Source organism: Kribbella sp. NPDC056861 (assembly GCF_040687575.1).
Lineage (GTDB): Bacteria > Actinomycetota > Actinomycetes > Propionibacteriales > Kribbellaceae > Kribbella.
Window position 1 is genome coordinate 295,092 of sequence record NZ_JBFBNQ010000009.1, and the last position, 25,831, is coordinate 320,922.

Consider the following 25,831-nt stretch of genomic DNA (forward strand, 5'->3'; position numbering starts at 1 on the left):
AAAGAGAGCACCTCATGTTCTGGTCCCGTACAGCCGCGCTGGCCGCCGCCGCGCTTGTTGCGTCCACCGCGCTGGTCGCGTGTGGCAGTGCTGACGACGACGCGCGGACGCCGGTTGCCGAGACGGTGGCCGGGTTCCCGGTGACGTTGAAGAACACCTTCGGGGAGACGACGATCGCGAAGAAGCCGGAGCGGATCGTCACGCTCGGGTGGAATGCACAGGACGTCGTCTACGCGCTGGGTGAGTCGCCGGTGGGGATGCCGAAGGTGACGTACGGGCCGACGCCGGCCGGGACCACCGCGTGGAACGCCGAGCAGTTCGACCCGGCCAAGACGACGTTGCTGGACACGGGCAGCGGGATCCCGTTCGAGAAGCTCGCGGCGTTGCGGCCGGACGTGATCCTGGCGCCGTACGAGGGGTTCGACAAGGCGGCGTACACGAAGTTGTCGGAGATCGCGCCGACGGTCGCCTATCCCGGGGCGCCGTGGCAGACCACCTGGCAGGACCAGACCACCATCATCGGCAAGGCGCTCGGCAAGTCGGCCGAGGCGGACAAACTGGTTGCCGGGATCAAAGAGCTGACCAGCAAGGCGGCGGCGGAGCACCCTGAGTTCAAAGGGAAAACGCTGTCGATCCTGGCGTACGGCGCGCAGAACTTCGCCTACATGCCGACCGACCCGCGGGTGCAGATCCTGACCGAGATGGGGTTCGTGAACTCCCCGGGCGTCGATGCGCTGCAGAAGTCGAACGGCAAGAAGGAGTTCGCGATCGCCGTCAGCAAGGAGCGGCTGGGGGAGCTGAACGCGGAGGTGGTGGTCGGTTACCTCAACGAGTTGACGCCGGAGAAGTTCGCAGCCGACCCGGTGTACGCGTCGCTGCCGGCGTTCAAGCAGGGTACGGCGTACCTGATGACCGATCAGCAGGTCATCTCCGGGATGAGCTCGGTCAGCGTGCTGAGCGTGCCGTGGGTGCTCGACAAGATCCTGCCGGGGCTCTCCAAGGCGGCCAAGGCCACCTCCTGAGCCTCAGATCAGCCTGAGGCTCAGGCAACCAACTGGATCAGCCGTGCTCGCCCTCGGCCTCGGGGGCCGGCGACGGGGAGTAGTGGTCCGTGGTCAGCACCGGGATCGAGGTGCTGATCGGGCCGGCCTTGGCGAAGGTCAGCGTCACCTTGAGCATCTGGCCGGGCTTGCCGCCCTCGACGGTGACCGGGAGGCCGGTGGGGGCCGGCAGATTCTGCGCGGTGCCCGCCTTGAGGTCGAGGGCCTTGAAGTTGACGAACCGGAACGGCGCCGTGGCGTAGGTCTGGAAGGGGCACGGGCTGGCCGCTGCCGCCGCGTCGGCCGGCGGCTTGGCGTCGGTCGCCGCTATGCACACCAGGGAGTCGTCACCCTGCTCGTTGTTGACGAACGTGCCCTGCAGCTTGCCCTTGCCCTCGGCGTCGGCGAGCACCAGCAGGTTCCGTACGACGATCGCGCCGGACTCCGCGTTGGTGCCCTCGGCCGGCTGGTACGGCTTGGTCGTCTGGGCGTCGAAACCGGCCCCGCAGCCCGCCACCACGACGCTCAGAGCGACGGCGGCTCCGGCCAGGGCGGTGCGCCGAACGGCCTGCGAAGACAACGTGATGCGCACTGGAGTTCCCTCTCCTACAAACCGGGTGGATGCCGGCGGGCTGAAGCCTCCGGCGGAGCACAGCGTAGCGAGCACGGCGGGTGACCTCGACGGCGACCACCCCTTTTGGTGATGTCCCCGGCAACCATCTCCGCGCGTACGAGGCACGCCGGACAGCGTTTGTCAAGGCGGGAAGTGGCCTCTGACCAGCGCAAACGCCCCAACCGGACCAGCGACCGCGTGGTAGGATAGGAGCCGGAAAGGGGCACGTGACATATGACTTTCAACGTCGGCGAAACGGTTGTTTACCCCAACCACGGTGCGGCCGTTATCGAGGACATCGAGACCCGTCAGATCAAAGGTGAGGACAAGACCTACTTGGTCTTGAGGATCGTCGCTCAAAACGACCTGGTCGTCCGGGTCCCCGCGTGCAACCTCGATCTTGTCGGCGTGCGTGACGTCGTGGATCAGGCCGGCTTGGAGCGCGTCTTCGACGTGCTGCGGGCTCCGCACACGGAGGAGCCGACCAACTGGTCGCGTCGTTACAAGGCGAACCTGGAGAAGCTGCACTCCGGTGACGTGATGAAGGTGGCAGAGGTCGTCCGCGACCTGTGGCGCCGTGAACGTGACCGCGGTCTCTCCGCCGGTGAGAAGCGGATGCTGGCGAAGGCTCGCCAAATTCTCGTCTCCGAGCTGGCCCTGGCCGAACACACCAACGAGGACAAGGCGGAAGCCATCCTCGACGAGGTCCTCGCCTCCTGACCAACCGGTCAGCAGTGGAGTCGAGGTCGCGCGGCTGAACCGTCCGGCATGATGTGGTCGTGAGTACTGCGGCGATCATTCCGGCGGCCGGTCTCGGGCTTCGGCTCGGTGGTGAGGCACCAAAGGCATTGCGAGAGGTCGGTGGCGAATCGCTGCTGGTCCACGCCATTCGTGGACTGCGGGCAGCGACCGCCGCCGACCTCGCCTGCTTTGTGGTCGCCGTACCGCCTGGCACCGAGGACGCCGTCCAGAGACTCCTCGCGCCGTACTCCGGTCCGGTGGCGCTCAAGATTGTTGCCGGAGGCGACGAGCGGACCGACTCCGTCCGGCTGGCCCTCGAGCTGGTCCCTGCCGAAGGCATCGACTGCATCCTCGTGCACGACGCCGCCCGGTCGTTCGTACCGGCCGACGTGATCGAGAGAGTCGTTGCCGCAGTCATCGGTGGTGCGCCCGCGGTCATCCCGGTGGTGCCGGTGACCGACACGATCAAACGCGTCGACGCTGCCGGTCTGGTGGTCGACACGCCCGACCGTTCGACGCTGGTCGCCGTCCAGACCCCGCAGGGGTTCGAGCCCTCTTTGTTGCGCAGGGCCCATTCCGGCGACACCCGGGGTGCGACCGACGACGCGATGCTGTGCGAGCGGCTCGGCGTACCGGTGCAGACGGTCGAGGGGTCGCAGGACGCGTTCAAGGTGACCCGGCCGCGGGATCTGATCCTGGCCGAATCCATCCTGGCGGAGAGGCGGAGCTCGTGAAGGTGCCACGGGTAGGGACCGGGATCGACGTACATCCCGTCGAAGAAGGCCGGCAGATGTGGCTGGCCGGGCTGCACTGGCCCGAGGAGACCGCTGGACCGTCGGGGCACTCCGACGGCGATGTGGCGGCGCACGCGGCCTGCGACGCCTTGTTGTCGGCGGCAAGGCTCGGGGACCTGGGATCGAACTTCGGTACTTCGGAACCGCAGTGGGCGGGCGCGTCCGGCGCCACGTTGCTCGGCGAGGCGGCTCGGCGGGTGCGGGCGGCCGGGTTCGAGATCGGGAACGTGTCGGTGCAGGTGATCTGCAACCGCCCTAGGTTCGCGGCCCGGCGCGAGGAGGCGGAGAAGGCGCTCAGCGCTGCCTGCGACGCCGAGGTCTCGGTGTCGGCCACCACGACCGACGGGCTGGGCCTGACGGGTCGCGGCGAAGGCATCGCGGCCATCGCCACCGCCCTCGTCTACTGATCCACCGGTGCTGAGGAGAAGCGAGCGGCTCGCGGGTCCAACTCGTTGCCCTGGGCCTCGGTGAGGATCCCGTACAGCTCGGGCCGGCGACCACGCAGCCACCGGCGACCCGTTGCCAGCGGCACCAGGTCCAGATCCAGGTCAGCCAGTACGACGGCCTCGGCCGGCGCCGGCGTCTCGGCGATGATCCGCCCGTAGGGATCGATCACCATCGCGTTGCCGGTCCGCAGTTCGTTGTCGTCGACCCCGACTCCGTTGCTGAAGAGCACGAAGAGCCCGTTGTCGTGAGCCCGGGCGGGCAACCACCTCAGCAGCCACTGCCGCCCGCTCGGACCGTTGAATGCCCGCTCGACCGCGGCGGGATCGTCGGCTCGGTTGGTCCAGACCGACCGCGGGATCGGCTTCATGCCGTGCGGGCTGACCGAAGCCGTGCCGCCGGTCTGGTGCGGTGCCAGCAGCACGGTCGCGCCGAGCAGGGCGGTCGCGCGGACGTTCTCGACCAGGTTGTTGTCCCAGCAGATCAGCACCCCGACCCGGACCTGCCAGGGCGTGTCGAAGACGGTGAACCGCGACCCGCTGGAGATCGCCGCGTGCTCGAACGCATGCAGTTTGCGGTGCACGTGGACGGTGCCGTCCGGCAGGCAGACGGCGTACGAGTTGAAGAGGGCACCCTCGGACGCCTCCAGCCAGCCGACGCCGAGACCCGCCCCGAGTTCGATCGCCAGTTCCCGGACCCGACTGACCGACGGGCCGGTACGGGGCTCCGCGAGCTCGTGCAGGCGGGCAGCGGTGTGGTTGCGCAGATGCCAGTAGCCGAGCAGGCAGAGCTCCGGGAAGACGACGAGTTGGGCGCCTTCGGCAACGGCTTGGCGGGCCAGCCGGGTGATCGTCGCGAGGTTGCGATCCGGTCGGTCGGGAACGGCTTCGAACTGGACGACGGCGCTGCGCAGAGTGGTCACAGTCGCTATCGAAGCGGTGATCTTTCATGCCGTCCAATAGCGATTCAACGGCATTCCATATCCTGAAGTTATGGATCTTCAACGGTTGCGGGCCTTCGTGACAGTGGCGCGAACGGGGAACTTCGGTGCTGCGGCGGTCGAGCTGGCGACGAGTCAGCCGGCGCTCACCAAGCAGATCCAGCAGCTCGAAAGGCGGTTGGCCTCGACACTCTTCGAGCGAGGCCGGCACGGAGCCCGCCTCACCCCGGCCGGTGAGCTGCTGCTGCCGGACGCCATCGACGTACTGGACCGGGTCGAGGCGTTCGAGCGCCGCGCCGCGCAGATCGCTCTCGGCGTCGAAGGCGCGCTGGCCATCGGGTTCGGGATGTCCGCGATCCAGCTGGCGCCGCGAGCGGTCGCGCTGTTCCGCAGCCGCTATCCGCGGGTGGAGGTGTCTCTCGACGACATGTCCTCAGCAGTCCAGCACGAGCGCCTGCTGGCAGGCAGCCTCCAGGTCGGCCTGGTCAGGTTGCCGGTGCCGCCAGGTCTCAAGCAGCTACGGCTGCAGAAGGATCGGCTGGCGCTCGCAGTACCGGCTGGAGAGGTGGTCCCGGCTGGGCGGGCGAAGTGGTTGGACGGTCGGCCGCTGGTGCGCCTCAAACCGGAGCGCGGCCCGGGCCTGACAGCCCAGATCACCAGCCTGTACGCCGAACTCGGCTGCCGGCCGCTGGTCCTCCAGGAAGCCGCTGACCTGCAGACCGTCCTGGCCCTGGTCGCGGCTGGCGTCGGGCCGGCCGTAGTACCGGCAACGAGTGCTGCGATCGCCTCGGACGCTGTGCACTTCATCCCGCTGCAGGGTGAGGCGGCGAGCTGGTGGATCGGTGCGGCGTGGAACCCGGCCTACCCGTCGCCTCTCGTCTCCCACTTCCTCACCGCCGCCAGCCAGGCTGCGGACAAGTGACCTAGCGCCTGCGTCGGGGAAGCGCAGGCAGGTCGACACTGTCCAGCCAGACGGCAAACAGGGCCCGTACTGCGTCGGCGTCCGGCGTGAATTGCACAGCCAGCTCGATGAAGTCCTCGGTGGTGACCGAGCCGTGCCGGTGCGACCTGGTCCAGGTGCGCAGTAGCTCGAAGAACGACTCGTCGCCGAGCTGCAGGCGCAGTACGTGCAGGGTGATTGCGCCGCGCTTGTAGAGCCGGTCGTCGAACATCAGCTCGGGGCCTGGGTCCGAGAGCAACAGGTCCTGGTCCAGCCCTCGGAGCCGGGTGTGGGCCTTGGAGACGTGTTGCGAGGCCGTCAGCCCGCCGGACTCCTCTGACCACAGCCACTCGGCGTAGCAGGCGAAGCCCTCGTTCAGCCAGATGTCCTGCCACCGCGACGGCGTCAGGCTGTTCCCGAACCACTGGTGGGCCAGCTCGTGCGCCACCAGCCGCTCGGACCCACGCTTGCCGTCCACATGGTTGCTGCCGAACACAGAGATGCCCTGTGCCTCCAGCGGGATCTCCAGTGCGTCGTCCGTCACCACGACCGTGTAGCCGCCGAACGGGTACGGGCCGAACAGCTTGATGAACAGCCGCATCATGTCCTGCTGCCGCCCGAAGTCCTCCCGGAAGTCGCGCATCTGCGACGCGGGCAGCACCGCGCGGGTGGTGACGGGTGACGTGGCCAGCTCCAGTACGTCGTACCGGCCGATCTGGACGGTTGCCAGGTACGTCGCCATCGGTGCGGCCTGGTCGAACACCCAACTGGTCCGGCTGGCCTTGGTACGCCGGGAGACGAGTCGCCCGTTCGCCACCACGTGGTACGGCGAATCGGTGGTGATGGTGATCCGGTAGTGCGCCTTGTCGCTCGGGTGGTCGTTGCACGGGTACCAGGTGGCTGCGCCGCTCGGCTGGCTCGCGACGATCACACCCTCGGTCAGCTCCTCCCAGCCGAGCTCGCCCCAGGGGCTGTCCATCGGAGCCGGGTTGCCGGAGTACTGGACGTCCACCACGAACTCGGCGCCGTCGGAGATCGCCTGGGCCGGCCAGATGTGCAGCTTGCCGTTGCGGTGGGCGTAGCGCCCGGCCCGGCGGCCGTTGACGAGCACCTTGGCCACCCGCAGCCCGACCAGGTCGAGGCTCACCCGGGAGAGTGCCTGGGTCGCGACGGCCGTGATGGTCGCCTTGCCGCTCAGGCGGTTGCTGTTGACCCGGTAGTCCAGGTCCAGCTCGTACGAGTCGACCTGGTAGCCGCCGTTGCCGTGGGACGGTACATAGGGGTCACCGGCTGTGTCCTCACCCGGTTCACCCTTGTCACGGGCAACCATCAACCCTGCCAGGGAGCGATCGGGTTGCCGGCCCAGCGGGACCCGGCCGGCACGCTCTCACCACGCATCACCAGCGACACCGGGCCGATCGTGGCGCCGGCGCCGATCGACGCGGCGGGAAGGATGATGCCGTGCGGCCCAAGGGTTGACCCATCCCCGAAGGTTACGGTGCTCATCGACATCACGCGATCGTGAAAGAGATGCGTTTGCAGAACGCAGCCGCGATTGACCGTGACACCGTCGCCGAGTGTGATGAGATCCGCCTCCGGGAACCAGTACGTCTCGCACCAGACGCCCTTGCCGATCTTCGCGCCGAGCGTGCGCAGCCACAGCGCCAGCACCGGTGTACCGGCGGCCGCGTTCGCGAACCAGGGCGCCGCGACCATCTCGACGAAGGTGTCGACGACCTCGTTCCGCCAGACGAAACTGCTCCACAGCGGGTACTCGATCGCCTTGGTCCGGCCGACGATGACCCATTTGGAGATGGTCGCCAGCGCGCCGGCCACCGCGCCCGCGGCCAGGATCACCGCGCCGGAGAGCAGGAACGTCGGCCACGGGCCGAGCCACAGGTCGAGCGCCTGCAGGGCGAACAGCACCCCGAGCGCGATCAGGACCGTGCACATCATCGGGACGAACCGGCACAGCTCCACCGCGGCCCGGGCGAACTTCAGCCGCAGCGGCGGGTTGAAGGTCCGGCTCTGGTCGCCGCCGACGGTCTGCCGGCGCAGCTTGACCGGCGGGCTGCCGAGCCACGACGTACCGGCCTTGGACTTCTTCGGGGCCGCCGACAGGACCGCGACCAGGCCGTTCTTGGGCACCGAGCGGCCGGGCGCGGTCATCCCCGAGTTGCCGAGGAAGGCGCGCTTGCCGACCTTGGCGCCGGCCACGTGCAGCCAGCCACCGCCCAGCTCGTACGACGCGATCATGGTGTCGTCGGCCAGGAACGCGCCGTCGCCGACAGTGGTCATCTTCGGCAGCAGCAACACGGTCGACGCCTCGACGTCGCGGCCGATCTTCGCGCCGAGCGCCCGCAGCCACCAGGGCGTCAGCAGGCTCGCGTAGAGCGGGAAGAGCAGCGTGCGGGCCGAGTCGAGCAGCCGCTCGGTCGCCCAGACCTGCCAGCCGATCCGGCTACGGACGGGGTAGTGGCCGGGCTTGATGCCGATCCCGAGCAACCTGACGATGACGAGCGTCAGGAGGGCGAGCGTGAGGAAGCCGACCAGAGTCATCAGCGGGATGGCGTACAGGGCGTGCAGGGCGGCGTCGCCGAGCGAGGTGGTGCCGGTGACGGCGTTGCGTAGTACCAGGATCGCGGTGATTGCGGCTGCTAGCGGCAAGAGGGACATGAACGCGGAGGCGGCCCCGTAGGCGAGCACCCACCAGGGAGCGCGAGCGGGGCGCTCCTCCGGCCACGGATGCCTTGCTCTGCCGACACGTGATGCCGGTGAACCGGACCAGCGCTCGCCTGCCGGGACCTTGCCGGAGACAGCGGAGCCTGCGGCGATCTCTGCGTTGCGGCCGACCTCTGCGCCCGGCAGGAGAGTACTGCGTGAGCCGACGACCGACTCTGCGCCGACAGTGACCGTGCCGACGTGCAGCCGGTCGCCGTCGATCCAGTAGCCGGACAGGTCCACCTCTGGTTCGATCGAGGCACCGCGGCCCATGGTGAACATGCCGGTGACCGGTGGGAGCGTGTGGAGGTCGACGCCCTTGCCGATCTTCGCGCCGAGTGCCCTTGCGTAGTACGCGATCCAGGGTGCGCCGGCGAGGTTGGCGGCACCTGCGGCGTCGGCGAGATTCTCTGCCGCCCATAGGCGGATATGTACGTTGCCGCCGCGCGGGTAGACGCCGGGCTTGAGTCCTCTGAGTAGTAGTCGAGCGCCGACGACAGCGATGCCCATGCGGCCGGCGGGCGTGATGAGGATCAGCCAGCCGGCCAGGATCCACCACCACGACACTGTGCGCATCCACGGGTGCGGGCCGTCCGTCAGTGCCAGCAGGTTGTTGAGGGTGAAGAGCCAGACCAGCCAGCGGACGCCGACCACTGTCTGCAGTAGGAGCGTCAGCGCGGTCTGGAGCAGTTGGGTGCCCGGTGGGGTCAGCCGGACCTCGCGGATCTCCACGGGCACGGTTGACGACTTGAAGTCGTCCAGCCGGTCAGCGAGCGCGCCTAGTCGTGGGTACTCGTAGATGTCGCCGACTGTGACCTCGGCGTACCGCTCTCTGAGGGCGGAGACCAGCTGTGCAGCAGCGAGGCTGCCGCCGCCGTGCAGGAAGAAGTCATTGTCGGCGCCGGTGACCGTCGCGCCCAGTACCTTCGTCCAGCGCTCTGCCAGCCAGCCTGCGGTCCCGTCGAGTGCGGCGGGCGGTCCGTCGGCATCCATGCCGGGCAGTGGCCAGGGCAGGGCGTTGCGGTCGACCTTTCCGGAGGTCCTGGTCGGCAGTGTGTCCGTGATGGCCAGCAGCGGGACCAGTGCGGCCGGGAGAGCTTCCCTGAGTCGCTCTGTAGCTGCTTGCCGGTCAAACGCCTCAGAGTCCTCCGGTACGACGTACCCGACCAGCAGTTGATTGCCGGCACCACTAGTCCGTACTGCGGCTGCCGCGCCCGTGACGCCGGGCAGAGCCTGCAGTGCCGCGTCGACCTCGCCCAGCTCGATCCGGCGGCCGCCGAGCTTGATCTGCTCGTCGGCCCGGCCCATGAACAGCAGCCCCTCGGGCTCGTTCTTGACCAGGTCTCCGCTGCGGTAGGCACGATCCCAGCCGAGCGACGGCATCGGCGCGAACTTCTCCGCGTCCTTCGCCGGATCGAGGTACCGGGCCAGGCCGACGCCACCGATGATCAGCTCACCGATCTCGCCTTCTGGTACTTCGTTGCCCTGCTTGTCGACGACGGCGAGATCCCAGCCGTCGAGCGGGAGGCCGATCCGGACCGGGCCATCGCCGGTCAGTTGGGCGCCACAGGCGACGACGGTCGCTTCCGTTGGCCCGTAGGTGTTCCAGACCTCGCGGCCGTCGACCGCCAGACGCTCGGCCAACTCCGGGGGACACGCTTCGCCGCCGAAGATGAGCAGCCTGACGTTGTCGAGTGCGTCGGACGGCCAGAGCGCGGCGAGCGTCGGGACGGTCGAGACGACGGTGATGCCTTGCGCGACCAGCCAGGGGCCGAGATCCATGCCGCTGCGAACGAGCGAACGCGGCGCGGGGACGAGGCAGGCGCCGTACCGCCAGGCGAGCCACATCTCCTCGCAGGACGCGTCGAACGCGACGGAGAGGCCTGCCAGTACGCGGTCTTCTGGGCCGATCGGCTCTGCTTGGAGGAACATCCGGGCTTCGGCGTCGACGAAAGCTGCTGCTGAGCGGTGGGTGACGGCGACGCCTTTGGGGACGCCGGTCGAGCCTGAGGTGAAGATGATCCAGGCGTCGTCGTCTGCCGTCGGGCCGTCGCTGTGTGCTGCTCGCGCTGGGCCGGGCGTCGTACCGGGGGAGTCCATGCGGGCGGAGTACGGGTAGTCGTAGTAACCGTCGGCGTCGTCCGGCGACGGCGCCGGGCGGGTGGAGGTGATCTCGAGATCGTCGGTGACGATCGCCGCGACGGCCGCCTCGCCGAAGACGAGCTCGGCGCGCTCCTCGGGGTCGTCGGCATCGACCGGGACATAGGCCGCGCCTGCTTGCAGAGTGCCGAGAATCGCGACGTACAGATCGTTGTGCCCGGACGAGATCCGTACGCCGACGCGATCACCCGGTCCGATGCCGAGAGCCGTCAATCGCTTGGCGAACTTGGTGATCTGGGTGATCAGCTCGCGGTAGCTGAGGCTGACACTGCCGTCGTCGAGCGCCGGCTCGTCGGGGTGTGTTGTTGCTGATGCGTGCAATACATCCACCAGCGTGCGCACGGGCGGAGCGCTGCCTCCCCGTCGCAAAGTCACGGGGCGGATGATACGCGGGTCAGGCGACGAGAAGCCGAACTCCACGCCAACAGCTGGACCCCGCGCGCCGCCGCACTCGCTCCTCCGTCGCTCCTGCTCTGGTGCTCCCACCCACCCTGGGGACGCTCCTTCGTCGCGCGAGTCAGATCGCGCGCTCCTCCGTCGCGTGCTCGCGGTGGTTGGCGTGGGCTGGTTCGCACGGCCGGCAGCCCGCGAGCAGTCCGCACCCCCTGACAAGCCTCAGGCGATGAGTTCGTGCGATCTGGAACAGCCTGCTCAGTACTCGGTGCGGTCCCAGCTTGCACGGAAGGCAGACTCGGCCAGCCGGGTGTTCCAGAGTCGCCGAGTCCGGTCGGTCGGGTGGAGCTGGAATCCCATCCGCGCCACCTCGTCGTACCAGCAGAACGTCTCGATTTTGGCGGTGCCCAATGAGCGGACCTCGTCGAGGGCAGGTGCCAGGTCGGAGTCCGAGGTCGCGAGGATCACCAGATCGGTTGCCGGATCGCCGGCTTCCCTCACGGCGGCCAGGGCGCACAAGACGTCGACGCCCTTCTCCCGGGGCGATCCCTTCACGATCTTCTTGCCTTCGTGGTCGGTTGCATGCCTACCACTGGCGTCGCGCTCGTAGTCGTACTTCAGCGGCCGGAGCGTCACCTGGACGCGCCCGTCACGCTCCCACTGAGATTTCTGGGCCTGATTGCGGGCGTAGCCCTCTGGATCGTGCTCCACCGAGGGCTGACCGCGGTACACCAGAACGCGACGCAGGGTGGCGTGCGCCATCCCCGGCATCTGCAGCCTGTTGCGGGCGGCCAGCAGTTGACCGGCAAACAACAGTGGATCGACCAGCGTCTCGTGCTTCGGCAGGTACCTCGTCGACTCGAACAAACCGTGTCCCGTGAGGTGGACATTCTGATAGTCGACCACTACCGAAGTTCGCAACTCCGCGCCCAAAACATCCTCCGCGAACGAAAAAGCCCCACCAGTCCCGGAGGACGGTGGGGAGTTAGAAGTCAATCCTTACACCGGTGGTGACGATCGTCAAACTCGGTGTCACCCAAGGGTTGTTATCCCTGCAGCCTGGCTTGAACCACAGCCCTGCGGCAGGTTGCAGTACCGCTGCATTGAAACCCGAGGGTCAAGCGAAACGCCCCGGGTGACGACCGAAACCGCAGGGACGGGTGGGTGGGAGCGCCGAACGGCGAGCGACGAAGGAGCGAGCGGTGAGGCGGCGCGGGGGAAACTACCTCACCTGGTCCGGCTTGGCCGCGAACGTGTTGCAGGCCTTGGTTTCGCCGACGTTGAGGCCGTTGGTGATCCAGTAGCCCTGGCTGGTGGCCAGGCCGTGGGTTCGTTCGGACTCGGGGGTTTTGGCGGTCTCGCCGAAGCTGTTGCTGGCCTGGAACTCGAACTCCTTCAGCCGGGAGGTGAAGGGGTACGACTTCGCGACCGCGCGGCTGAAGACGCCGGCGAAGCAGGAGGCCTGGAGTTCGTTGCGGCGGGAGCTGTCCAGCTTCTGGTCGGGGTGCTCCTGCAGGTAGACGGCGCGGGCGTAGAAGAGGTCGGAGACACCCTGGACGTGGTGGCCGTACTCGTGCGCGATCGTCATCAGGTAGGCCAGGTCCTCCTTCGGGCCGAAGGCCTTGTTCATCTGCTTCACGTCGGTGTACATCACGTGGTTGCCGTAGCAGTAGAACGCCAGCACCCGGCCGGACAGCGGCTCGAACCGGCCGCAGGAGGTCTGGACCGGCTGGTCGAAGACGACCAGGCTCGGGTCGGGGTCGGTCTTGCCGATCTTCTGGAAGGCCGGCCGCCAGGCGTCGTTCAGGCACTTGAAGAGCTTCTCGTAGTAGACCTTCTGCGCTGCCAGGCTGCCGTCGCCGAGCTTCTCGGCGGGACAGTTCATCTCGTCCAGGCCGCCGACCCCGTAGATCGGGGCGTTCAGCAAGTAGTCCTCGGCCGAGCCCTTCGCCGGCTTCGTGGTCGCCGTCGGGACCACCGACGGGCCGTTCACCTGCGGTACTGCGGTGTCGGAACTGCTGCCGCCGGCCAGCATCACACCGACCACGGCCAGCGCGATCCCGAGGAACGCCACCACGGTGAAGCCGACCAGCACCAGCCGGATCGCGCCACCCCGGCGCTTCGGCGGCTGGAAGCCGTTGAACTGACCACCGCCGTACTGCGGCTGCCCCCACTGCCCCTGGTACTGCGGCCGCCCGTACTGCGCCCCGCCGTACTGAGGACTCCCGTACTGTGGCCCTCCATGCTGGGGCCCGCCGTACTGCGGACCACCATGCGGCGGACCACCATGCTGGGGCCCGCCGTACTGCGGCGGCGGGTACTGCCCAGCCTGCTGCGGCGGCCCGCCAGCCGGCTGCCACTGACCCGGCTGCGGCGGCGGCAGGACGCCGGGCGGCGGGGCGACCCCGTCCTGGGGACGGCCGTTGTACCCGTACGGGGTGCTCACGTGTCGTTGCCCCTTCGAATCGGCGATCAGGAGTTCGCAGGACGAACCGGCACGAGACTACTCTCGACCCATGTCACTGAAGAGCCGCCTGTCGTCGGCCGCCCTGTTCGTGTCTCTGACCGTCCCCCTCGTTGCCCTCGGCACGTTGCCGGCCCAGGCCGCGGACGACCAGATCACCGGGTACGCCGCCGAGGCGTCGCTGAACGGCGACGGTGTCCTGAAGGTCAAGGAGACGGTCGACCTGACCGCCGGCGGCGACACGTTCGCGCGCACCCTGGCCACCCGGGTCCGGTCGAACGCCGACGAGGACCGCAGCTACGACATCCGCAACATCTCGGCCACGGTGAACGGGCAGCCGGCCGAGAACTTCACCGACGAAGGTGTCGACAACGGCCGCCGGCTCAGCCTGAAGGTCTCCGGCCAGGCCAAGATCGTCTACAGCTACGAGGTCGACAACGTCGTCGCCGACTCCACCGAGGGCCGCGAGGTGAGCTGGCCGATCGTCCAGGGGTACGGCGTCGGCATCCCGAAGGCGACCGTCTCGGTGGTCGTCCCGTTCGCGACCTGGGTGACCTGCTTCGCCGGCCGGGTCGGCTCGAGCATGCCCTGCACTACGTCGCAGCTGAGCGAGTCGGCCGCGCTCGAGATCGAGCAGAACGGCGTACCGGCGGGTGGCCGGCTGACCTTCCTGACCGGGTTGAGCGACCAGGCGACGGTCAAACCGAACGCGGAGTTCAAGACCCGCTGGAGCCTCGGCAACGCGTTCACCGTCGACCGGTCGACGGTCGGGCTGAGCGTGTTGCTGCTCGGCCTCGGCGTGCTGGGCGCGGCGGCGTTGTGGTTCTTCCGCGGCCGGGACGCGATCAAGGTCGGTCCGGGCGCGCCCGAGCGGCCGGTGCTGGACGGCGCCGACGGGCCGCAGTTCGCGGCGCCGGACGGGATCCGGCCGGGCCAGGTCGGCACCGTGGTGGACGAGACGGCCGACGTCGTCGACATCACCGCGACCCTGCTGGACCTTGCCGTACGCAACTACTTGACGATCGTCGAGCTGCCGCGCGAGACGCACTTCGGCCGGCTCGACTGGGAGCTGCGCCGGCTGAACGCGGGCGGCCCCGAGCTGCTGCCGTACGAGAAGGCCTTGCTGGACGCGGTGTTCGCCGAAGGGGAGACCGTCCAGGTGTCCGCGCTCGGGCACGGGCTGCGGTCGCGCCTCGGCCTGGTCCGCGAGCAGCTGTACGCCGATGTCGTCACGCAGGGCTGGTTCGCGAACCGGCCCGATGCCGTGCGCAACCGGTGGACGACGGCCGGCCTGGTGCTGCTCGGCGCGGGTGTGGTGCTGACCATCGTGCTCGCGATCGTCACCAAGTTCGGGCTGGTCGGATTCGCCGTGATGCTGTCCGGGCTGGTGCTGACGTTGGCCGGGCAGGTCGCTCCCGCGCGCACGGCTCGCGGTGCCGCAGTGCTGGGTCGTGTTGCCGGGCTGCAGCGCTACCTGACCGACGAGACGTCTGCTGACCTGCCGCAGAGCCACCGGCTGGAGTTCGCGTCGCGCTGCCTGCCGTACGCCGCAGTACTGGGGTTGACGGAGAAGTGGGCGCTGGAGATCGCGGCGACCGATGACGACGACGACCCGGACGCGGGGATCGGCTGGTACTCCGGCCCGGAGAACTGGCACCTGTCCGACATCGGTGAGTCGCTGTCGAACTTCGTCACTGCTTTCGGTGGTCACCTGTCGTCGGCCCGCCGGTTGTTCTGAGGTCTGAACAGCAGAAGGCCCGGGAACCCCTGTACTGCAAGGGTTCCCGGGCCTTTCTGATTAGGTCAGCTGGTGAGTGCGGGGGTGGAGACGAACGTGTTGCACAGGTTCGGGCCCTTGGTGTTGAAGCCGCGCACCGACCAGTAGTTGTGGTTCACCCGGGTGCCGTGGTCGTGGACTCGCGGCCGGGAGAACTCGTCGCCGGTGTTGGCGACCAGGACCTTCCAGGTGGCGAGCAGTGGACCGCGGAGCGGGATGTACGGGCCGGCCGCGCCCAGGTAGGCCGAGCCGAAGCAGGAGGCCTGCAGCTCACGCTTACGGCTCTCCGCCAGCTGCTCGGCCGGGGTGGCGGCGTTGACCTGGCGGGACAGGGAGGCGGCGTAGATACCCGCCAGCTTCTGCACGTGATGGCCGTACTCGTGGGCGAGCGTGTTCATCATCCACACCCGGCCGGAGATCGGGTTGCGCTTGTAGTAGGCGACACCGAGCGTGTACGGCATGTAGATGGTCTCGGTGGTGCCGCAGTAGAAGGCGCGGTTGCCACTCTCCTGGCCGCAGACGGTCTTCAGCGGACCGGCGAACACGACCAGCTTCGGCGCGCGGTACGGCAGGCTCGCCTTCCGCATCGCCAGGTACCAGGAGCGGTTCATGCACGGCACGATCAGGCCGTAGTACGCCTTGGCGCCGGCGTACGTGCTCGGGATCGCCTTCGGCTCCAGGCACTGCGTCGGGCTGAGCGCGCCGACCGTGTAGAGCTTGCTGGTGGTGACGATCTCGTCGACCGTCGGCGGGGCCGGCACCGTCGGGGTGGACGGCGCTGCTGTCGGGGTCTCCGATGGTTGCGCGGTCGGCTCTGCTGTCGGGGTGTTGGAGGCGGCGGGGAGCTTGTCGTCGCCGGTGTTCCTCAGTGCGAGGGTGACGCCTGTGCCGACTACCAGGACGGCTAGCACTACCAGGCCGATCAGCAGGTTCTTGGAGAGCCGGCGAGGCTTGCGCCGGCGCCCCGGGCCCGGTGGCTGGGGGATCGGGATCGGCGGGTACTGCCAGGTCGGCGGCTGCTGCACTGGTTGCCCGAGGCCCTGGAACTCGGCGGGTGCCGGAGCAGGCTGCTGCCAGCCGTCGCCGCTGCCCATCGACCAGCTGCTGCTGGAGACCGGAGGCTCGCCAGCCAGTACTCCGCTGCTGCCCGCACCGGAAGCTGCGCCAGCGCCCAAGCCCGTGCCTGGGCCAGTGCCCGCACCTGCGCCGGTTGTCGGGCGCTGCGGGGGACGGCCGGTTGCAGGTGGACCCGCATGCCGTGCGCGGCGAGCACCAGAGCCCGCAGTACGCCCAGCAGACTCTGCACCGGCCTGACCAGCACCGGAACCGCTGCTCGGTTGCCCTGCCACACTCTGACCCGAGCTGTACGGCGGAGTCTCGCCCTGACGCGGTTCTGGCTGGCCGGTTCCGCGGCTGCCGGCCGGTTGTCCTGCCGGACCCTGACCCGCGCTGTACGGCGGTGTCTCGCCTTGACGTGGTTCTGGGTGGCCGGATCCTCGGCCGTCCGCCGGGCGCCCGCCCGGCTGGCCCGCAGGTGGCTGCCCACCGGACGCGCCTCCGCGCTGGCCCGCAGGCGGCTGCCCGCCAGACGCCCCTCCGCGCTGGCCCGCAGGCGGCTGACCACCGGACGCGCCCTCACGCTGGCCGGGGCCGGACGCGCCTCCGCGCTGGCCCGGGCCGGGGGTGGTGCCGGGCTGGCTGTAGGGCGGCAAATTCCAGGTGAGGTTCTTGCGTTGGCCGGGTGGGCCTACCAACGGGGTTGGCTCGCCGGGAGGAGCGGGCTGCAGGTACTCCTTCTGCTTCTCGGCGGATTCGGTCCACCACAAGGGCGACTGGCCATCCCTGCGGGCAGGACCCGGGGCCGGCGGGTCGGTGGGCTCGTCACCCTCCGCCTCCGGCTCGTTCGGGTTCCGCCCCGGGGGTGGAGTCCAGTTGTCCGACATCGATACTCCTCACGAAACCTTGCCGGCCGTAGCCGTGAACGTGTTGCAGCTGACACTGTCGAGCGTGGTGAAACCGCGTGTGGTCCAGTAAAGATGATTGACCCGGGCGCCGTGGTCCCGCGGCCCGCCGCGGTTGTTCTCGTCGCCGGTCTGCGCCTGGACGTAGTTCTGGTAGATCGTCAGGTCCAGACCGTTGATCCCGTAGCTGGTCTTGTTGGCGCCGGTGAAGACCGCACTAAGACAGGATGCCTGGAGTTCGAGTCTCCGGCTCAGTTCCAGCCGCGCGTCCTGGTCGGGCGCGTCGTACTGGAGCTGCCGGGCAGCCGTCGCGATACCGGTCAGCTGCTGCAGGTGGTGGGCGTACTCGTGCGCTCCCGTGTACGTCGCCCACATCCGCGCGAAGGCCCGGTTCGCGGTGTCCGGCGACCTGCTCCAGAGCTTGATGTCGTCGGAGTACTTCAGGTAGATCGTCTGGCTCGACCCGCAGTAGAACGACACCGAGGCGCCGCCCGCGCACGGTGACTGGACCACACCGGTCCAGAAGACCAGTCGCGGCGCCGTGAAGGTGTCCTTGGCCGCCTGGACCTGCGGGGCCCACGCCTTGTTCAGGCAGGCAGTCACGTTCGCGTAGTACGCCTGGACGTTCGCCTGCCTGCTCAGCGGGACCTGCGCCTCCTGGCAGCCGACAGTGCGCTGTACTCCGGTGGCGTAGAAGGCGTCGGCCGTCACGGTCCGGGTCGCGGCCTGCGACTGCGGAGTACCGGGGCTGTCGTCCGGGCCGCCGGGTGGCGTCACCTGCCCGACGCCGGCCGCAGGGGGCGTAGCAGACGAGTCGCCCTCGCGGAGCGCGAGAGCGACTGTCACCACTAGGGCTGCCACACCGGTGAGCAGCAACAGGCTGAAGAGCAGCCCGGTCTGGCGTCTTCGAGGCTGTGGACCCCCGTGCCGGAAGTGCCGGCCTTCGCCGCCGATCTCGGGCCCCCAGCCCACCCGGGGCTGTGCCCCTGGCAGTGGGTAGTTGCCGTACAACGGTATGGAGCCGTCAGGAAGCGCGGCCGGAGGAGGCTGCGGCCCGAGTGGCTCGCTCCATTCCTGGTCTGACACGGTCGTTCCTCATCCCCCCGGGACACACAGAGCGCGTCCGGGGAACCAGGCTAACCACCAGGAGCGCGATCCGTCTCCCCGTCGAACATCAAAACTTCGCCTAGGAGACCCGCGCCGGGGAGGCGGTGAAGGTGTTGCAGGCGGCCGGACCGCGGCCGTTGTAGCCCTTCAGGGCCCAGTACTTGTGGTTGGCCTTGCTGCCGTGGTCGCGCTTGGGGTCGATGGTGTTCCCGATCAGCCACTGCCACTGCCGCAGGGACTCGCCGGTGAGCGGGTAGCTGCGCTGGTTGGACCTGATGAAGATGTCGCTGAAGCAGGAGGCCTGCAGCTCTAGCCGGCGGCTGGCCAGCAGTTCCCCGGCCTCGTTCGGCGCCTCGTAGCGCAGGTTGGCGTAGGCCTGGAAGATGCCGGTCAGGGCCTGCACGTGGTGCCCGTACTCGTGGGCGAACTGGTGCAGCATCCACATCCGCGCCCAGACCCGGGCGTAGTTCGCGTTGACCTGCTTGTAGTTGCCGATGTCCTCGGACAGGTTCATGTAGATGGTCTGGTTGCTCGGGCAGTAGAACGGCGGGCCCTGGTCGGACATGCTGCCGCACGGGGTGGTGATCGAGCCGGAGAACGACATCACCGTCGGTGGGCGGAACTTCACCCCGGCGCGTGCGATCAGGGCGGGCCAGGAGCGGTTCAGGCAGTTGGCCAGGTTGGCGTAGTTGGCCCGGGCGCCGGCTGCGGTGGCGGGGCGCGCGCTGGACTCCTTGCAGTTCACCGAGCTCATCACGCCGGCCTTGTAGAGCTTGTTGCGGGCGACGACGTCGAGATCGCTCGGCTCCGTCACGGGCTTGGTGGTGGGCCTGGTGGAGGTCCGGGGAGCGGTCGGCCGGGTTGTCGGCGGCTGCGTCGTCGTGGTGGTCGTCGGCGCGGGCTGGGTCGGCTGGGTGGTCGGTGGCTGGGGGGAGGGCTCCTCCGTCGGCTGGTACGTCGGGCTGTAGGTCGACGTCGGCGACGGGGTGCTGGTGTAGGAGTCGTCGTGCTTGAAGAAGGTGGATACGGCCACGCCTCCCACTGTCCCGAGCAGCACGATGCCCAGCACGATCAGGACGACCTTGCCTGCTCCACCCTTCTTCTTCGGTGGGGTCCAGCCCGGTCCACCAGGCTGAGGCGCACCCCAGCCCATGCCGTGCGGAAGCCCCGCCCCGTACTGCGGAGGCGGTGGCTGCTGCCACTGCGGCTGCGGGCCCCACTGCGACGGAGGAGGCGGCGCCTGCCACTGCTGACCGGCCGGCGGCCCCTGCCACGGGCCGGGCTGACCTGCGGGACCGTACGCACCGGGGCCGGGCTGACCGGAGCCGGGCGGGCCGTACGGCGGAGGCGGCACCTGGCCATGCGGGGGCTGCTGGGGGTACTGCCCGGGGGGCCACTGGTTGGACACGGAGCCTGACGGTATCCGAGGCAGGGCTCAGATCCGCAGGGCGCGGTATGGTGCGGTCTGCAACGACCTGCTCCGGCCGACCGGCGGCGCAGTACTGACCCTCTCGATACGGTGTGATTGGGCGATGCGTAGACGTCTGCTCGGGGTATCTCTGTGTGCCCTCGGTTTCCTGGCCCTGACCGGCGTGCCGGCCGGCGCCACCCCGGCCGCCGACCCGGTGGTCACCAATTTCGACAGCACCATCCGGGTGGAGCGCGACGGCTCGCTGAAGGTCGTCGAGACCTGGAAGCTGAGCAACGTGACCGGGACCTTCACCCGGTTCGTGGTCACCCGCGACCACCTGCCCGACGACGTCGACCACGTGCAGAAGATCGAGGATCTGCAGGTCAGGTCCGGTGGCGCGGAGAAGGAGAAGGAGCTCAGCACCAACGGCGACATCGCCTCGATCGCGGTCGCCAACCTGTCCGGTGACACCCAGCTGGAGTTCAGCTACACGGTCAAGGGCGCGGTCGCCGAGACGCTGAACGGCACCGAGGTGCGGTTCTCGCCGCTGACCGGACTGGGCCTGACGGTGCAGGACGTCAACATCGTCTACAGCGCCCCCGAGGTCACCCACGTCTCCTGCTTCGCCGGCGCGATCGACAGCAACACCCCGTGCACGCTGTCGCAGCTCGGCGAGACGGCCGGCCCGACCTTCAAGCAGCAGGGCCTGCCGCCGGGCAACACGATCCGCACCACGATCGGCTTCCCCAAGGGCCAGATCGCCGCGAACACGATCGTCGAGTACCGCAAGACCTTCAAACGCGCCTTCTCCACCGACACCGCCCAGCTGATCACCGCGCTCGCGGTGCTGCTGCTCGGCGCCCTCGCGCTGCTGATCCTGTACCGGCTCCGCGGCCGCGACCAGGTCGACCCGCGCCGCGTCGTACCGGCGTCGCTGTTCAGCCTCGGGCAGGACACCCGGATCGACTTCACCCCGCCGGCCGACCTGCGGCCCGGCGAGGTGGGCACGCTGATCGACGAGCGGATCGACCCGGTCGACGTCACCGCCACCATCATCGACCTGGCGGTCCGTGGCCACCTCACGATCACCGAGCTGGAGCACGAGACCGAGTTCGCCCGCCCCGACTGGGAGCTGCGCCGGGTCTCGAACGCCCCGTCCGAGGAGCTGCAGCGCTACGAGAACGTCCTGATCCGCGCGATCTTCGGTGACAGCGACTCAGTGCTGGTCTCCGAGCTCGGCCGTCAAGTCCGGGCGAACCTCGGCCTGGTCCAGGACGCCCTGTACGACGGTGTCGTCAAGCGCGGCTGGTTCACCGAGCGCCCGGATCGCACCCGCTCGCTGTGGGCCACCATCGGCATCGCGGTCACCGCACTGGGCGTCGTACTGACTGTCGTGCTCGCCCTGATCTCCACCTGGGGTCTGCTCGGCATCGCCGTCACCGCAGTCGGCGTCGGACTGCTGCTGATCGGTCGCCACATGCCCGCCAAGGCACCGGCCGCCGGCCGCGTCCTCGGCCAGGTCGCCGCCATCCGCGGCGAGCTGCTGGAAATGGACGTCAGCGAACTCCCCGCCGACCAGCACGCCGAGCTCTGCTCCCGTGCTCTCCCGTACGCCGTAGTACTGGGCGGCTCCGAGCGCTGGATCGACGCCCTGGTCGCGACCGACTCCGACGAGGACGAGGACGAGGGCTTCCACTGGTACCGCGGCCCGCGGGGCTGGCACCTGCAGTACCTGCCCGACTCGCTCCGCAACCTGACCACCAACCTCACCGGGGCACTCTTCACCCGCTGAGCCAACCAAGCTGCAGAGCAGTACTTCGGAATCGCCCGCACGCCGCCCCCGGCATACGGGCGATTCCTGTTTGTGGGGACTACCAGTTGGCCTGGTGCGTCTTCGGTGGCAGTCGCTTGCCGCTCGGGTGGATCACGTAGACCAGCCCACCCGAGTGCGGAATCCAAGCGTTCTCGAAGGCCGCCCGGTTGTAAACAGTCCGGACCTCGTCATTGCTCTTGATCAGGTGCGAGGCAGGATCGTTGACCACCACGTCGCCGGTGGTGGTGAAGCCGACGATGACCATCAGGTGGCCGTTGGTGCCGTAGCCCGCGCCGGGCAGTTCGTCCTTCTCGAAGGACAGTGACGCGACCAGCGGGATACCGGCCTTGATGAACTGCTCGGCCTCGGTCAGCGAGCGCAGCCGGGTGACGAAGGCGTCGAGCCCCCGCGTCGCGGCGTACGCGGTGTTGAAGGGCCAGTTGCCAGCACCGTCGTACTTGTAGTCGAAGACCGACCGGGCCGAGTGATCGACCTGTGGATCGGCATCAGCCGGATCCACCCACGCTGTCTCGGCAGGAGTCGGCCCCCGGCGGTAGTAGTCGAGCACCATGGCTGTCGACGTCGCCGAGCACCAGGCCTCGCCGCCACCGTCCCACTGCGGGTAGTGGCCGATATGCGTCTCCTGGGAGTACGTCGGTACGTCGAGCACGCGTCCCCAGGCGCCACCGCCGGGGCTGACCGGCACTGTCTCATCGGCAGGCAGCCGGGACGCCATCGCGCCGACGGACTGCACCACCGGGACCTTCTTGGTACCAGCGAGGCGATACAGCGTCACCTTGAGCCGCCAGCGGTCCAGCGACCGGCCGGCGCGAGCAACGAAGGTGTCGACCGAGACGTTGCCAGTGGTGTCGCCCTGGCCGGCCACCGACGTGCGGTGGATGTCACCGGCGGCAGTGTCGTCGCCATGGTTCCAGCGGCCGAGCACGTACCACTTGGTGGTGGTGCCCTCGTCGGAGCGGCCGGACATGGCGATCTCGACCCAGGTGCCGGCCGGGGTGGTCGCGTTCCAGGAGGCGACCAGCTCGGTGAGGCCGTAGCCAGGTCTCACCTCCGGCGACACCCAACTGGCCTGCTCGTAGGTCTTCGCGCTGCCGTCGCCGAACGGATCGACGTACGACGTGGTGCCGGTGGCTGAGCCGAAGCGCAGGGCGCCACCGGCGACGGTGGTCCCGGAGCGGGTGCCGGAGAGGAAGTCGGCGGACGACGTCCACGTGCGGTAGGTGATCTCTCGCTGCTGTGGCGGGGCGGCCACGCTCGGCACGGTGAGGAGGCTGAGCGTGACCACGCCGGTGATCAGCGCGGCAAGGGGGCGGCGGGCGGTCATGATTTCGACGGTAGACCCGCCCGCGCCCGCTGTCGCGGTGAACGCGTGCCGTGACGTGTCAGACTTTGGTTAATTAGTTACGAGCGGATTTTCCATTCGTCCGCGAGAACGGCGTAGACCAACTCGTCGGTCCACTCGCCCTTGAGGAACTCGTTCCGGACGAAGTGCGCCTCCAGCCGCATCCCGAGCCGCTCGAGCAGCTTCGCCGACCCGGTGTTGCGGTAGTCGAGCCTGCCGATGATCCGGTGCCAGCCGAGCTCCTCGAAGCCGAGCCGGAGCAGCTCCACCGCCGCCTCGGCGGCGTACCCGCGGCCGTGGAAGCCGGGGTGGAAGACGAACCCGAGCTCCCCGGTGCGGTGCTCGACGTTGTGCGCGAACAAGGTGACCTCGCCGACGTGCTGACCGGTCTCGCGCAGGATCACCGCGACCGTCAGCGCCTGGCCGTCGGTGTCCAGCGCGACGTCGGCCAGCCGGCCGGCGAGCGACTCCCTGACCTGCTCGGGCGTCTTCGGGTCGTACAGCAGGAACCGGGTGACCTCCGGGCTGGACTGCAGCGTCAGCAGGTCGTCGTAGTCGGTCTCTTGGTAGCGGCGAAGGGTCAGTCGGTCGGTCTCGATCGGCAGCGAAGAGGTCACCGATCGAGACTATGAGACCGCCGCAAGCAGATTATTTGTCAAGAGCACTCTGCAATGACCGTTACCCTTGATCGGTGACACTTCGCTTGTACGACACCGCGACGGCAGCAGTGAGGGATTTCGAGCCGGTCCACCCGGCCAAGGTCGGGATCTACCACTGTGGGCTGACGGTGCAGGGTGCCCCGCACGTCGGGCACATCTACAAGGAGATCGTGTTCGACGTCCTCCGGCGCTGGTTCGAGCGCTCGGGGTACGAGGTCACCGTGATCGCGAACGTCACCGACATCGACGACAAGATCCTGGCCAAGTCCGCCGAGCGGAACGTCCCCTGGTGGGCGCACGCCTACGAGTTCGAGCGCGAGCTGCACTGGGCGTACGACGTGCTGGGCTGCCGCCCGCCGACCTACGAGCCGCGCGCCACCGGGCACATCCCCGAGATGGTCGTGATGATCGACGAGCTGATCAAGCGTGGGCACGCGTACGCCGCGACCGACGGCTCCGGCGACGTGTACTTCGACGTGAAGTCCTGGCCGGCGTACGGCGAGCTGTCGAACCAGCGGATCGACGACATGGAGCCGGCCGAGGACGCGGACCCGCGCGGCAAGCGCGACCCCCGCGACTTCGCGCTCTGGAAGGGCTACACCGAGGGCACCCCGCGGACGGCGTCGTGGCCGACCCCGTGGGGCGACGGCCGCCCGGGCTGGCACCTGGAGTGCTCGGCGATGGCCAGCAAGTACCTCGGCGACGAGTTCGACATCCACGGTGGCGGCCTCGACCTGCGCTTCCCGCACCACGAGAACGAGCTGGCCCAGTCCAAGGCGGTCGGGCAGAAGTTCGCCCGGTTCTGGATGCACAGCGCGCTCGTCACCGCGGCCGGCGAGAAGATGTCGAAGTCGCTGGGCAACGGCGCCGTCGTGCGCAGCGTGGTCGAGCAGGTTCGCCCGATCGAGCTGCGGTACTACCTGGTCAGCTCGCACTACCGTTCGGTCGTCGAGTTCTCGCTGGCTGCGCTCGAGGAGTCCGCGACCGCCTTCCAGCGGATCGAGGGGTACGTCGCACGCGCCGTCGAGGTGACCGGCGGAGTCGCGCCGGCCACCGAGCTGCCGGAGGCGTTCGTCACCGCGATGGACGACGACCTCGGCACCCCGGGAGCGGTCGCCGTGCTGCACAACACCGTGCGGGACGGCAACAAGCTGGTCGCCGACGGCGATTCCCCTGCCCTGCAAGAGAATCTGGCCGCCGTGCGCGCGATGCTCGGCGTCCTCGGGCTGGACCCGCTGGCCGAGCCGTGGGCCTCGCGGGCCGGTGGCGCCGAGGAACTCACCGAGGTCGTCGACGGCCTGGTGAAGGCGCTGCTGGAGCAACGGCAGGCCGCCCGCGAACGCAAGGACTATGCCGCGTCGGACGACATCCGCGACCGGCTCAAGGCGCTCGGCGTCGTCGTGGAGGACACCCCACAGGGTGCCCGCTGGACGGTCGTCAAGCCCGAACCGACCGAAGGAAACTGAAGTGCCAGGCAGTAGTCAGCGCAAGGGCGCCATCCGCAGGAAGCCGAAGGGCAACCCGACCGCCGGGTCGGGCGGCCGCGTCCGTCAGGGCCTGGAAGGCAGAGGCCCGACGCCGAAGGCGGTGGACCGCACCAAGCACCCCGCGCACAAGCGGGCCAAGGCCAAGGAGCGCGCCAAGGAGCGCACTCCGGGCCGCCGCGGTCCGGACCGCAAGGACTCCGAGGCGACCGTCGAGTGGGTCTACGGCCGCAACCCGGTGGTCGAGGCGCTCCGGGCCGGCGTCCCGATCAACGCGCTGTATGTTGCCGAGGGCACCGAACGTGACGCCCGGCTGCGCGAGGCGCTGCTGATCGCCACCGAGCACGGCATCTCGCTGCTCGAGGTGCCGCGGACCGAGATGGACCGGATGACCAGCCACGGCGCCCACCAGGGCCTCGCGGTGCAGATCCCGCCGTACGAGTACGCGCACCCGGACGACCTGCTGTCCCGCGCGTACGACGCCGGCCAGGTGCCGCTGATCGTCGCGCTCGACGGCGTCACCGACCCACGTAACCTGGGCGCCATCACCCGTTCGGCGGCCGCGTTCGGCGCCCACGGCGTGCTGGTCCCCGAGCGCCGGACCGCGTCGATGACCGCGTCGGCGTGGAAGACCTCGGCCGGCGCCGCGGCCCGGATCCCGGTCGCCCGCGCGACCAACCTGAACCGCGCGCTGAAGTCCTACAAGGACGCCGGCCTGCTGATCGTCGGCCTCGACATGGGCGGCGAGGTGGAGCTGCCGGAGCTGGTGGCCGCGACTGAGCCGATCGTGCTGGTGGTCGGCTCCGAGGGCAAGGGCCTGGCCCGGCTGGTCCGGGAGAACTGCGACATCATCGTCTCCATCCCGATGACGAGCGCCACCGAGTCCCTCAACGCGGGCATCGCCACCGGCGTCGCCCTGTACGAGATCTCCCGCCGCCGCTCTTCCTGATTGGATGTGGCCGAACTGAGTGGTTCGGCCACATCGCAGGTGTATCGATCTGTGAGT

Annotated in this window: 20 protein-coding genes; 9 read left to right on the forward strand and 11 right to left on the reverse strand. The window is 69.0% G+C overall.

Annotation, left to right across the window (positions count from 1 at the left end; all coding sequences use genetic code 11):
• Positions 1-14 precede the first annotated feature (14 nt).
• Entirely contained in the window at positions 15-1,022 is a 1,008-nt protein-coding gene (locus AB0P21_RS38320; protein WP_363703871.1) for an iron-siderophore ABC transporter substrate-binding protein, read from the forward strand.
• A gap of 37 nt (positions 1,023-1,059) precedes the next feature.
• On the opposite strand, the gene AB0P21_RS38325 is transcribed toward AB0P21_RS38320, so the two are convergent.
• On the reverse strand, positions 1,060-1,632 hold the full coding sequence (locus AB0P21_RS38325) for a hypothetical protein (RefSeq protein WP_363703873.1): 573 nt from the start codon (positions 1,630-1,632) through the stop codon (positions 1,060-1,062).
• 255 nt (positions 1,633-1,887) lie between these two features.
• Between AB0P21_RS38325 and AB0P21_RS38330 the strand changes: the two genes are divergently transcribed.
• Genes AB0P21_RS38330 through ispF form a run of 3 tightly spaced genes read left to right on the forward strand, consistent with a single transcriptional unit; the run spans position 1,888 to position 3,595 of the window.
• Positions 1,888-2,373 carry a CarD family transcriptional regulator gene (locus AB0P21_RS38330; protein WP_164595486.1) on the forward strand — a complete coding sequence of 162 codons (486 nt, stop codon included), beginning with the start codon at positions 1,888-1,890 and terminating at the stop codon, positions 2,371-2,373.
• A gap of 59 nt (positions 2,374-2,432) precedes the next feature.
• Positions 2,433-3,128, forward strand: a complete 696-nt coding sequence (ispD, locus tag AB0P21_RS38335; protein WP_363703875.1) for a 2-C-methyl-D-erythritol 4-phosphate cytidylyltransferase — start codon at positions 2,433-2,435, stop codon at positions 3,126-3,128.
• The gene (ispF, locus tag AB0P21_RS38340; RefSeq protein WP_363703877.1) at positions 3,125-3,595 is read left to right on the forward strand and encodes a 2-C-methyl-D-erythritol 2,4-cyclodiphosphate synthase; all 471 of its coding nucleotides are present in this window, start codon (positions 3,125-3,127) and stop codon (positions 3,593-3,595) included. The genes ispD and ispF overlap by 4 nt, the downstream gene beginning before the upstream one ends.
• On the opposite strand, the gene AB0P21_RS38345 is transcribed toward ispF, so the two are convergent.
• Positions 3,589-4,554: a nitrilase family protein gene (locus tag AB0P21_RS38345; RefSeq protein WP_363703879.1), complete on the reverse strand. Its 966-nt coding sequence runs from the start codon at positions 4,552-4,554 to the stop codon at positions 3,589-3,591. The genes ispF and AB0P21_RS38345 overlap by 7 nt on opposite strands.
• A 70-nt stretch (positions 4,555-4,624) precedes the next feature.
• On the opposite strand from AB0P21_RS38345, the gene AB0P21_RS38350 reads away from it, so the two are divergent.
• Positions 4,625-5,494, forward strand: a complete 870-nt coding sequence (locus tag AB0P21_RS38350; protein WP_363703881.1) for a LysR substrate-binding domain-containing protein — start codon at positions 4,625-4,627, stop codon at positions 5,492-5,494.
• 1 nt (position 5,495) lies between these two features.
• Here AB0P21_RS38350 and AB0P21_RS38355 read toward each other — a convergent pair whose 3' ends face one another.
• From AB0P21_RS38355 to AB0P21_RS38370, 4 genes are all read right to left on the reverse strand, one after another.
• Complete coding sequence (locus AB0P21_RS38355) at positions 5,496-6,842, reverse strand: M1 family metallopeptidase (RefSeq protein WP_363703883.1); 1,347 nt, start codon at positions 6,840-6,842, stop codon at positions 5,496-5,498.
• Positions 6,842-10,768 (reverse strand): Pls/PosA family non-ribosomal peptide synthetase, encoded by a 3,927-nt coding sequence (locus AB0P21_RS38360; RefSeq protein WP_363703885.1) that lies wholly within the window; start codon positions 10,766-10,768, stop codon positions 6,842-6,844. The genes AB0P21_RS38355 and AB0P21_RS38360 overlap by 1 nt, the downstream gene beginning before the upstream one ends.
• 276 nt (positions 10,769-11,044) lie before the next feature.
• Complete coding sequence (locus tag AB0P21_RS38365) at positions 11,045-11,653, reverse strand: hypothetical protein (protein ID WP_363703887.1); 609 nt, start codon at positions 11,651-11,653, stop codon at positions 11,045-11,047.
• 355 nt (positions 11,654-12,008) lie between these two features.
• Positions 12,009-13,232 (reverse strand): neutral zinc metallopeptidase, encoded by a 1,224-nt coding sequence (locus tag AB0P21_RS38370; RefSeq protein ID WP_363703889.1) that lies wholly within the window; start codon positions 13,230-13,232, stop codon positions 12,009-12,011.
• Positions 13,233-13,302: 70 nt separating this feature from the next.
• Here AB0P21_RS38370 and AB0P21_RS38375 point away from each other — a divergent pair, with 70 nt between their 5' ends.
• Positions 13,303-14,988, forward strand: a complete 1,686-nt coding sequence (locus AB0P21_RS38375; protein ID WP_363703891.1) for a DUF2207 domain-containing protein — start codon at positions 13,303-13,305, stop codon at positions 14,986-14,988.
• Between the two features lie 65 nt (positions 14,989-15,053).
• On the opposite strand, the gene AB0P21_RS38380 is transcribed toward AB0P21_RS38375, so the two are convergent.
• From AB0P21_RS38380 to AB0P21_RS38390, 3 genes are all read right to left on the reverse strand, one after another.
• The gene (locus AB0P21_RS38380; protein WP_363703893.1) at positions 15,054-16,121 is read right to left on the reverse strand and encodes a neutral zinc metallopeptidase; all 1,068 of its coding nucleotides are present in this window, start codon (positions 16,119-16,121) and stop codon (positions 15,054-15,056) included.
• Positions 16,122-16,979: 858 nt separating this feature from the next.
• Positions 16,980-18,074: a neutral zinc metallopeptidase gene (locus AB0P21_RS38385; protein WP_363703895.1), complete on the reverse strand. Its 1,095-nt coding sequence runs from the start codon at positions 18,072-18,074 to the stop codon at positions 16,980-16,982.
• A 100-nt stretch (positions 18,075-18,174) separates the two neighbouring features.
• Positions 18,175-19,503, reverse strand: coding sequence for a neutral zinc metallopeptidase (locus AB0P21_RS38390; RefSeq protein WP_363703897.1), 1,329 nt, complete (start codon positions 19,501-19,503; stop codon positions 18,175-18,177).
• A 124-nt stretch (positions 19,504-19,627) separates the two neighbouring features.
• Here AB0P21_RS38390 and AB0P21_RS38395 point away from each other — a divergent pair, with 124 nt between their 5' ends.
• Positions 19,628-21,298: a DUF2207 domain-containing protein gene (locus AB0P21_RS38395; RefSeq protein ID WP_363703899.1), complete on the forward strand. Its 1,671-nt coding sequence runs from the start codon at positions 19,628-19,630 to the stop codon at positions 21,296-21,298.
• Positions 21,299-21,377: 79 nt separating this feature from the next.
• Here AB0P21_RS38395 and AB0P21_RS38400 read toward each other — a convergent pair whose 3' ends face one another.
• Positions 21,378-22,664 carry a peptidase C39 family protein gene (locus AB0P21_RS38400; RefSeq protein ID WP_363703901.1) on the reverse strand — a complete coding sequence of 429 codons (1,287 nt, stop codon included), beginning with the start codon at positions 22,662-22,664 and terminating at the stop codon, positions 21,378-21,380.
• A 77-nt stretch (positions 22,665-22,741) separates the two neighbouring features.
• A complete protein-coding gene (locus AB0P21_RS38405; RefSeq protein ID WP_363703903.1) occupies positions 22,742-23,299 on the reverse strand; it encodes a GNAT family N-acetyltransferase in 558 nt (185 codons plus the stop codon).
• A gap of 74 nt (positions 23,300-23,373) precedes the next feature.
• Between AB0P21_RS38405 and cysS the strand changes: the two genes are divergently transcribed.
• Together cysS and rlmB are read left to right on the forward strand one after the other, a co-directional pair.
• A complete protein-coding gene (cysS, locus tag AB0P21_RS38410) occupies positions 23,374-24,807 on the forward strand; it encodes a cysteine--tRNA ligase (protein ID WP_363703905.1) in 1,434 nt (477 codons plus the stop codon).
• A 1-nt stretch (position 24,808) separates the two neighbouring features.
• On the forward strand, positions 24,809-25,774 hold the full coding sequence (rlmB, locus tag AB0P21_RS38415; RefSeq protein ID WP_363703907.1) for a 23S rRNA (guanosine(2251)-2'-O)-methyltransferase RlmB: 966 nt from the start codon (positions 24,809-24,811) through the stop codon (positions 25,772-25,774).
• Positions 25,775-25,831: the final 57 nt, after the last annotated feature.

Excerpts from the sequence above, each read along its gene's own strand:
- AB0P21_RS38320 (WP_363703871.1), top strand. The coding sequence starts at position 15 with ATGTTCTGGTCCCGTACAGCCGCGCTGGCCGCCGCCGCGCTTGTTGCG.
- AB0P21_RS38330 (WP_164595486.1), top strand. The coding sequence starts at position 1,888 with ATGACTTTCAACGTCGGCGAAACGGTTGTTTACCCCAACCACGGTGCG.
- AB0P21_RS38350 (WP_363703881.1), top strand. The coding sequence starts at position 4,625 with ATGGATCTTCAACGGTTGCGGGCCTTCGTGACAGTGGCGCGAACGGGG.
- AB0P21_RS38355 (WP_363703883.1), bottom strand. The coding sequence starts at position 6,842 with ATGGTTGCCCGTGACAAGGGTGAACCGGGTGAGGACACAGCCGGTGAC.
- AB0P21_RS38375 (WP_363703891.1), top strand. The coding sequence starts at position 13,303 with ATGTCACTGAAGAGCCGCCTGTCGTCGGCCGCCCTGTTCGTGTCTCTG.
- AB0P21_RS38380 (WP_363703893.1), bottom strand. The coding sequence starts at position 16,121 with ATGGGCAGCGGCGACGGCTGGCAGCAGCCTGCTCCGGCACCCGCCGAG.
- AB0P21_RS38395 (WP_363703899.1), top strand. The coding sequence starts at position 19,628 with ATGCGTAGACGTCTGCTCGGGGTATCTCTGTGTGCCCTCGGTTTCCTG.
- AB0P21_RS38400 (WP_363703901.1), bottom strand. The coding sequence starts at position 22,664 with ATGACCGCCCGCCGCCCCCTTGCCGCGCTGATCACCGGCGTGGTCACG.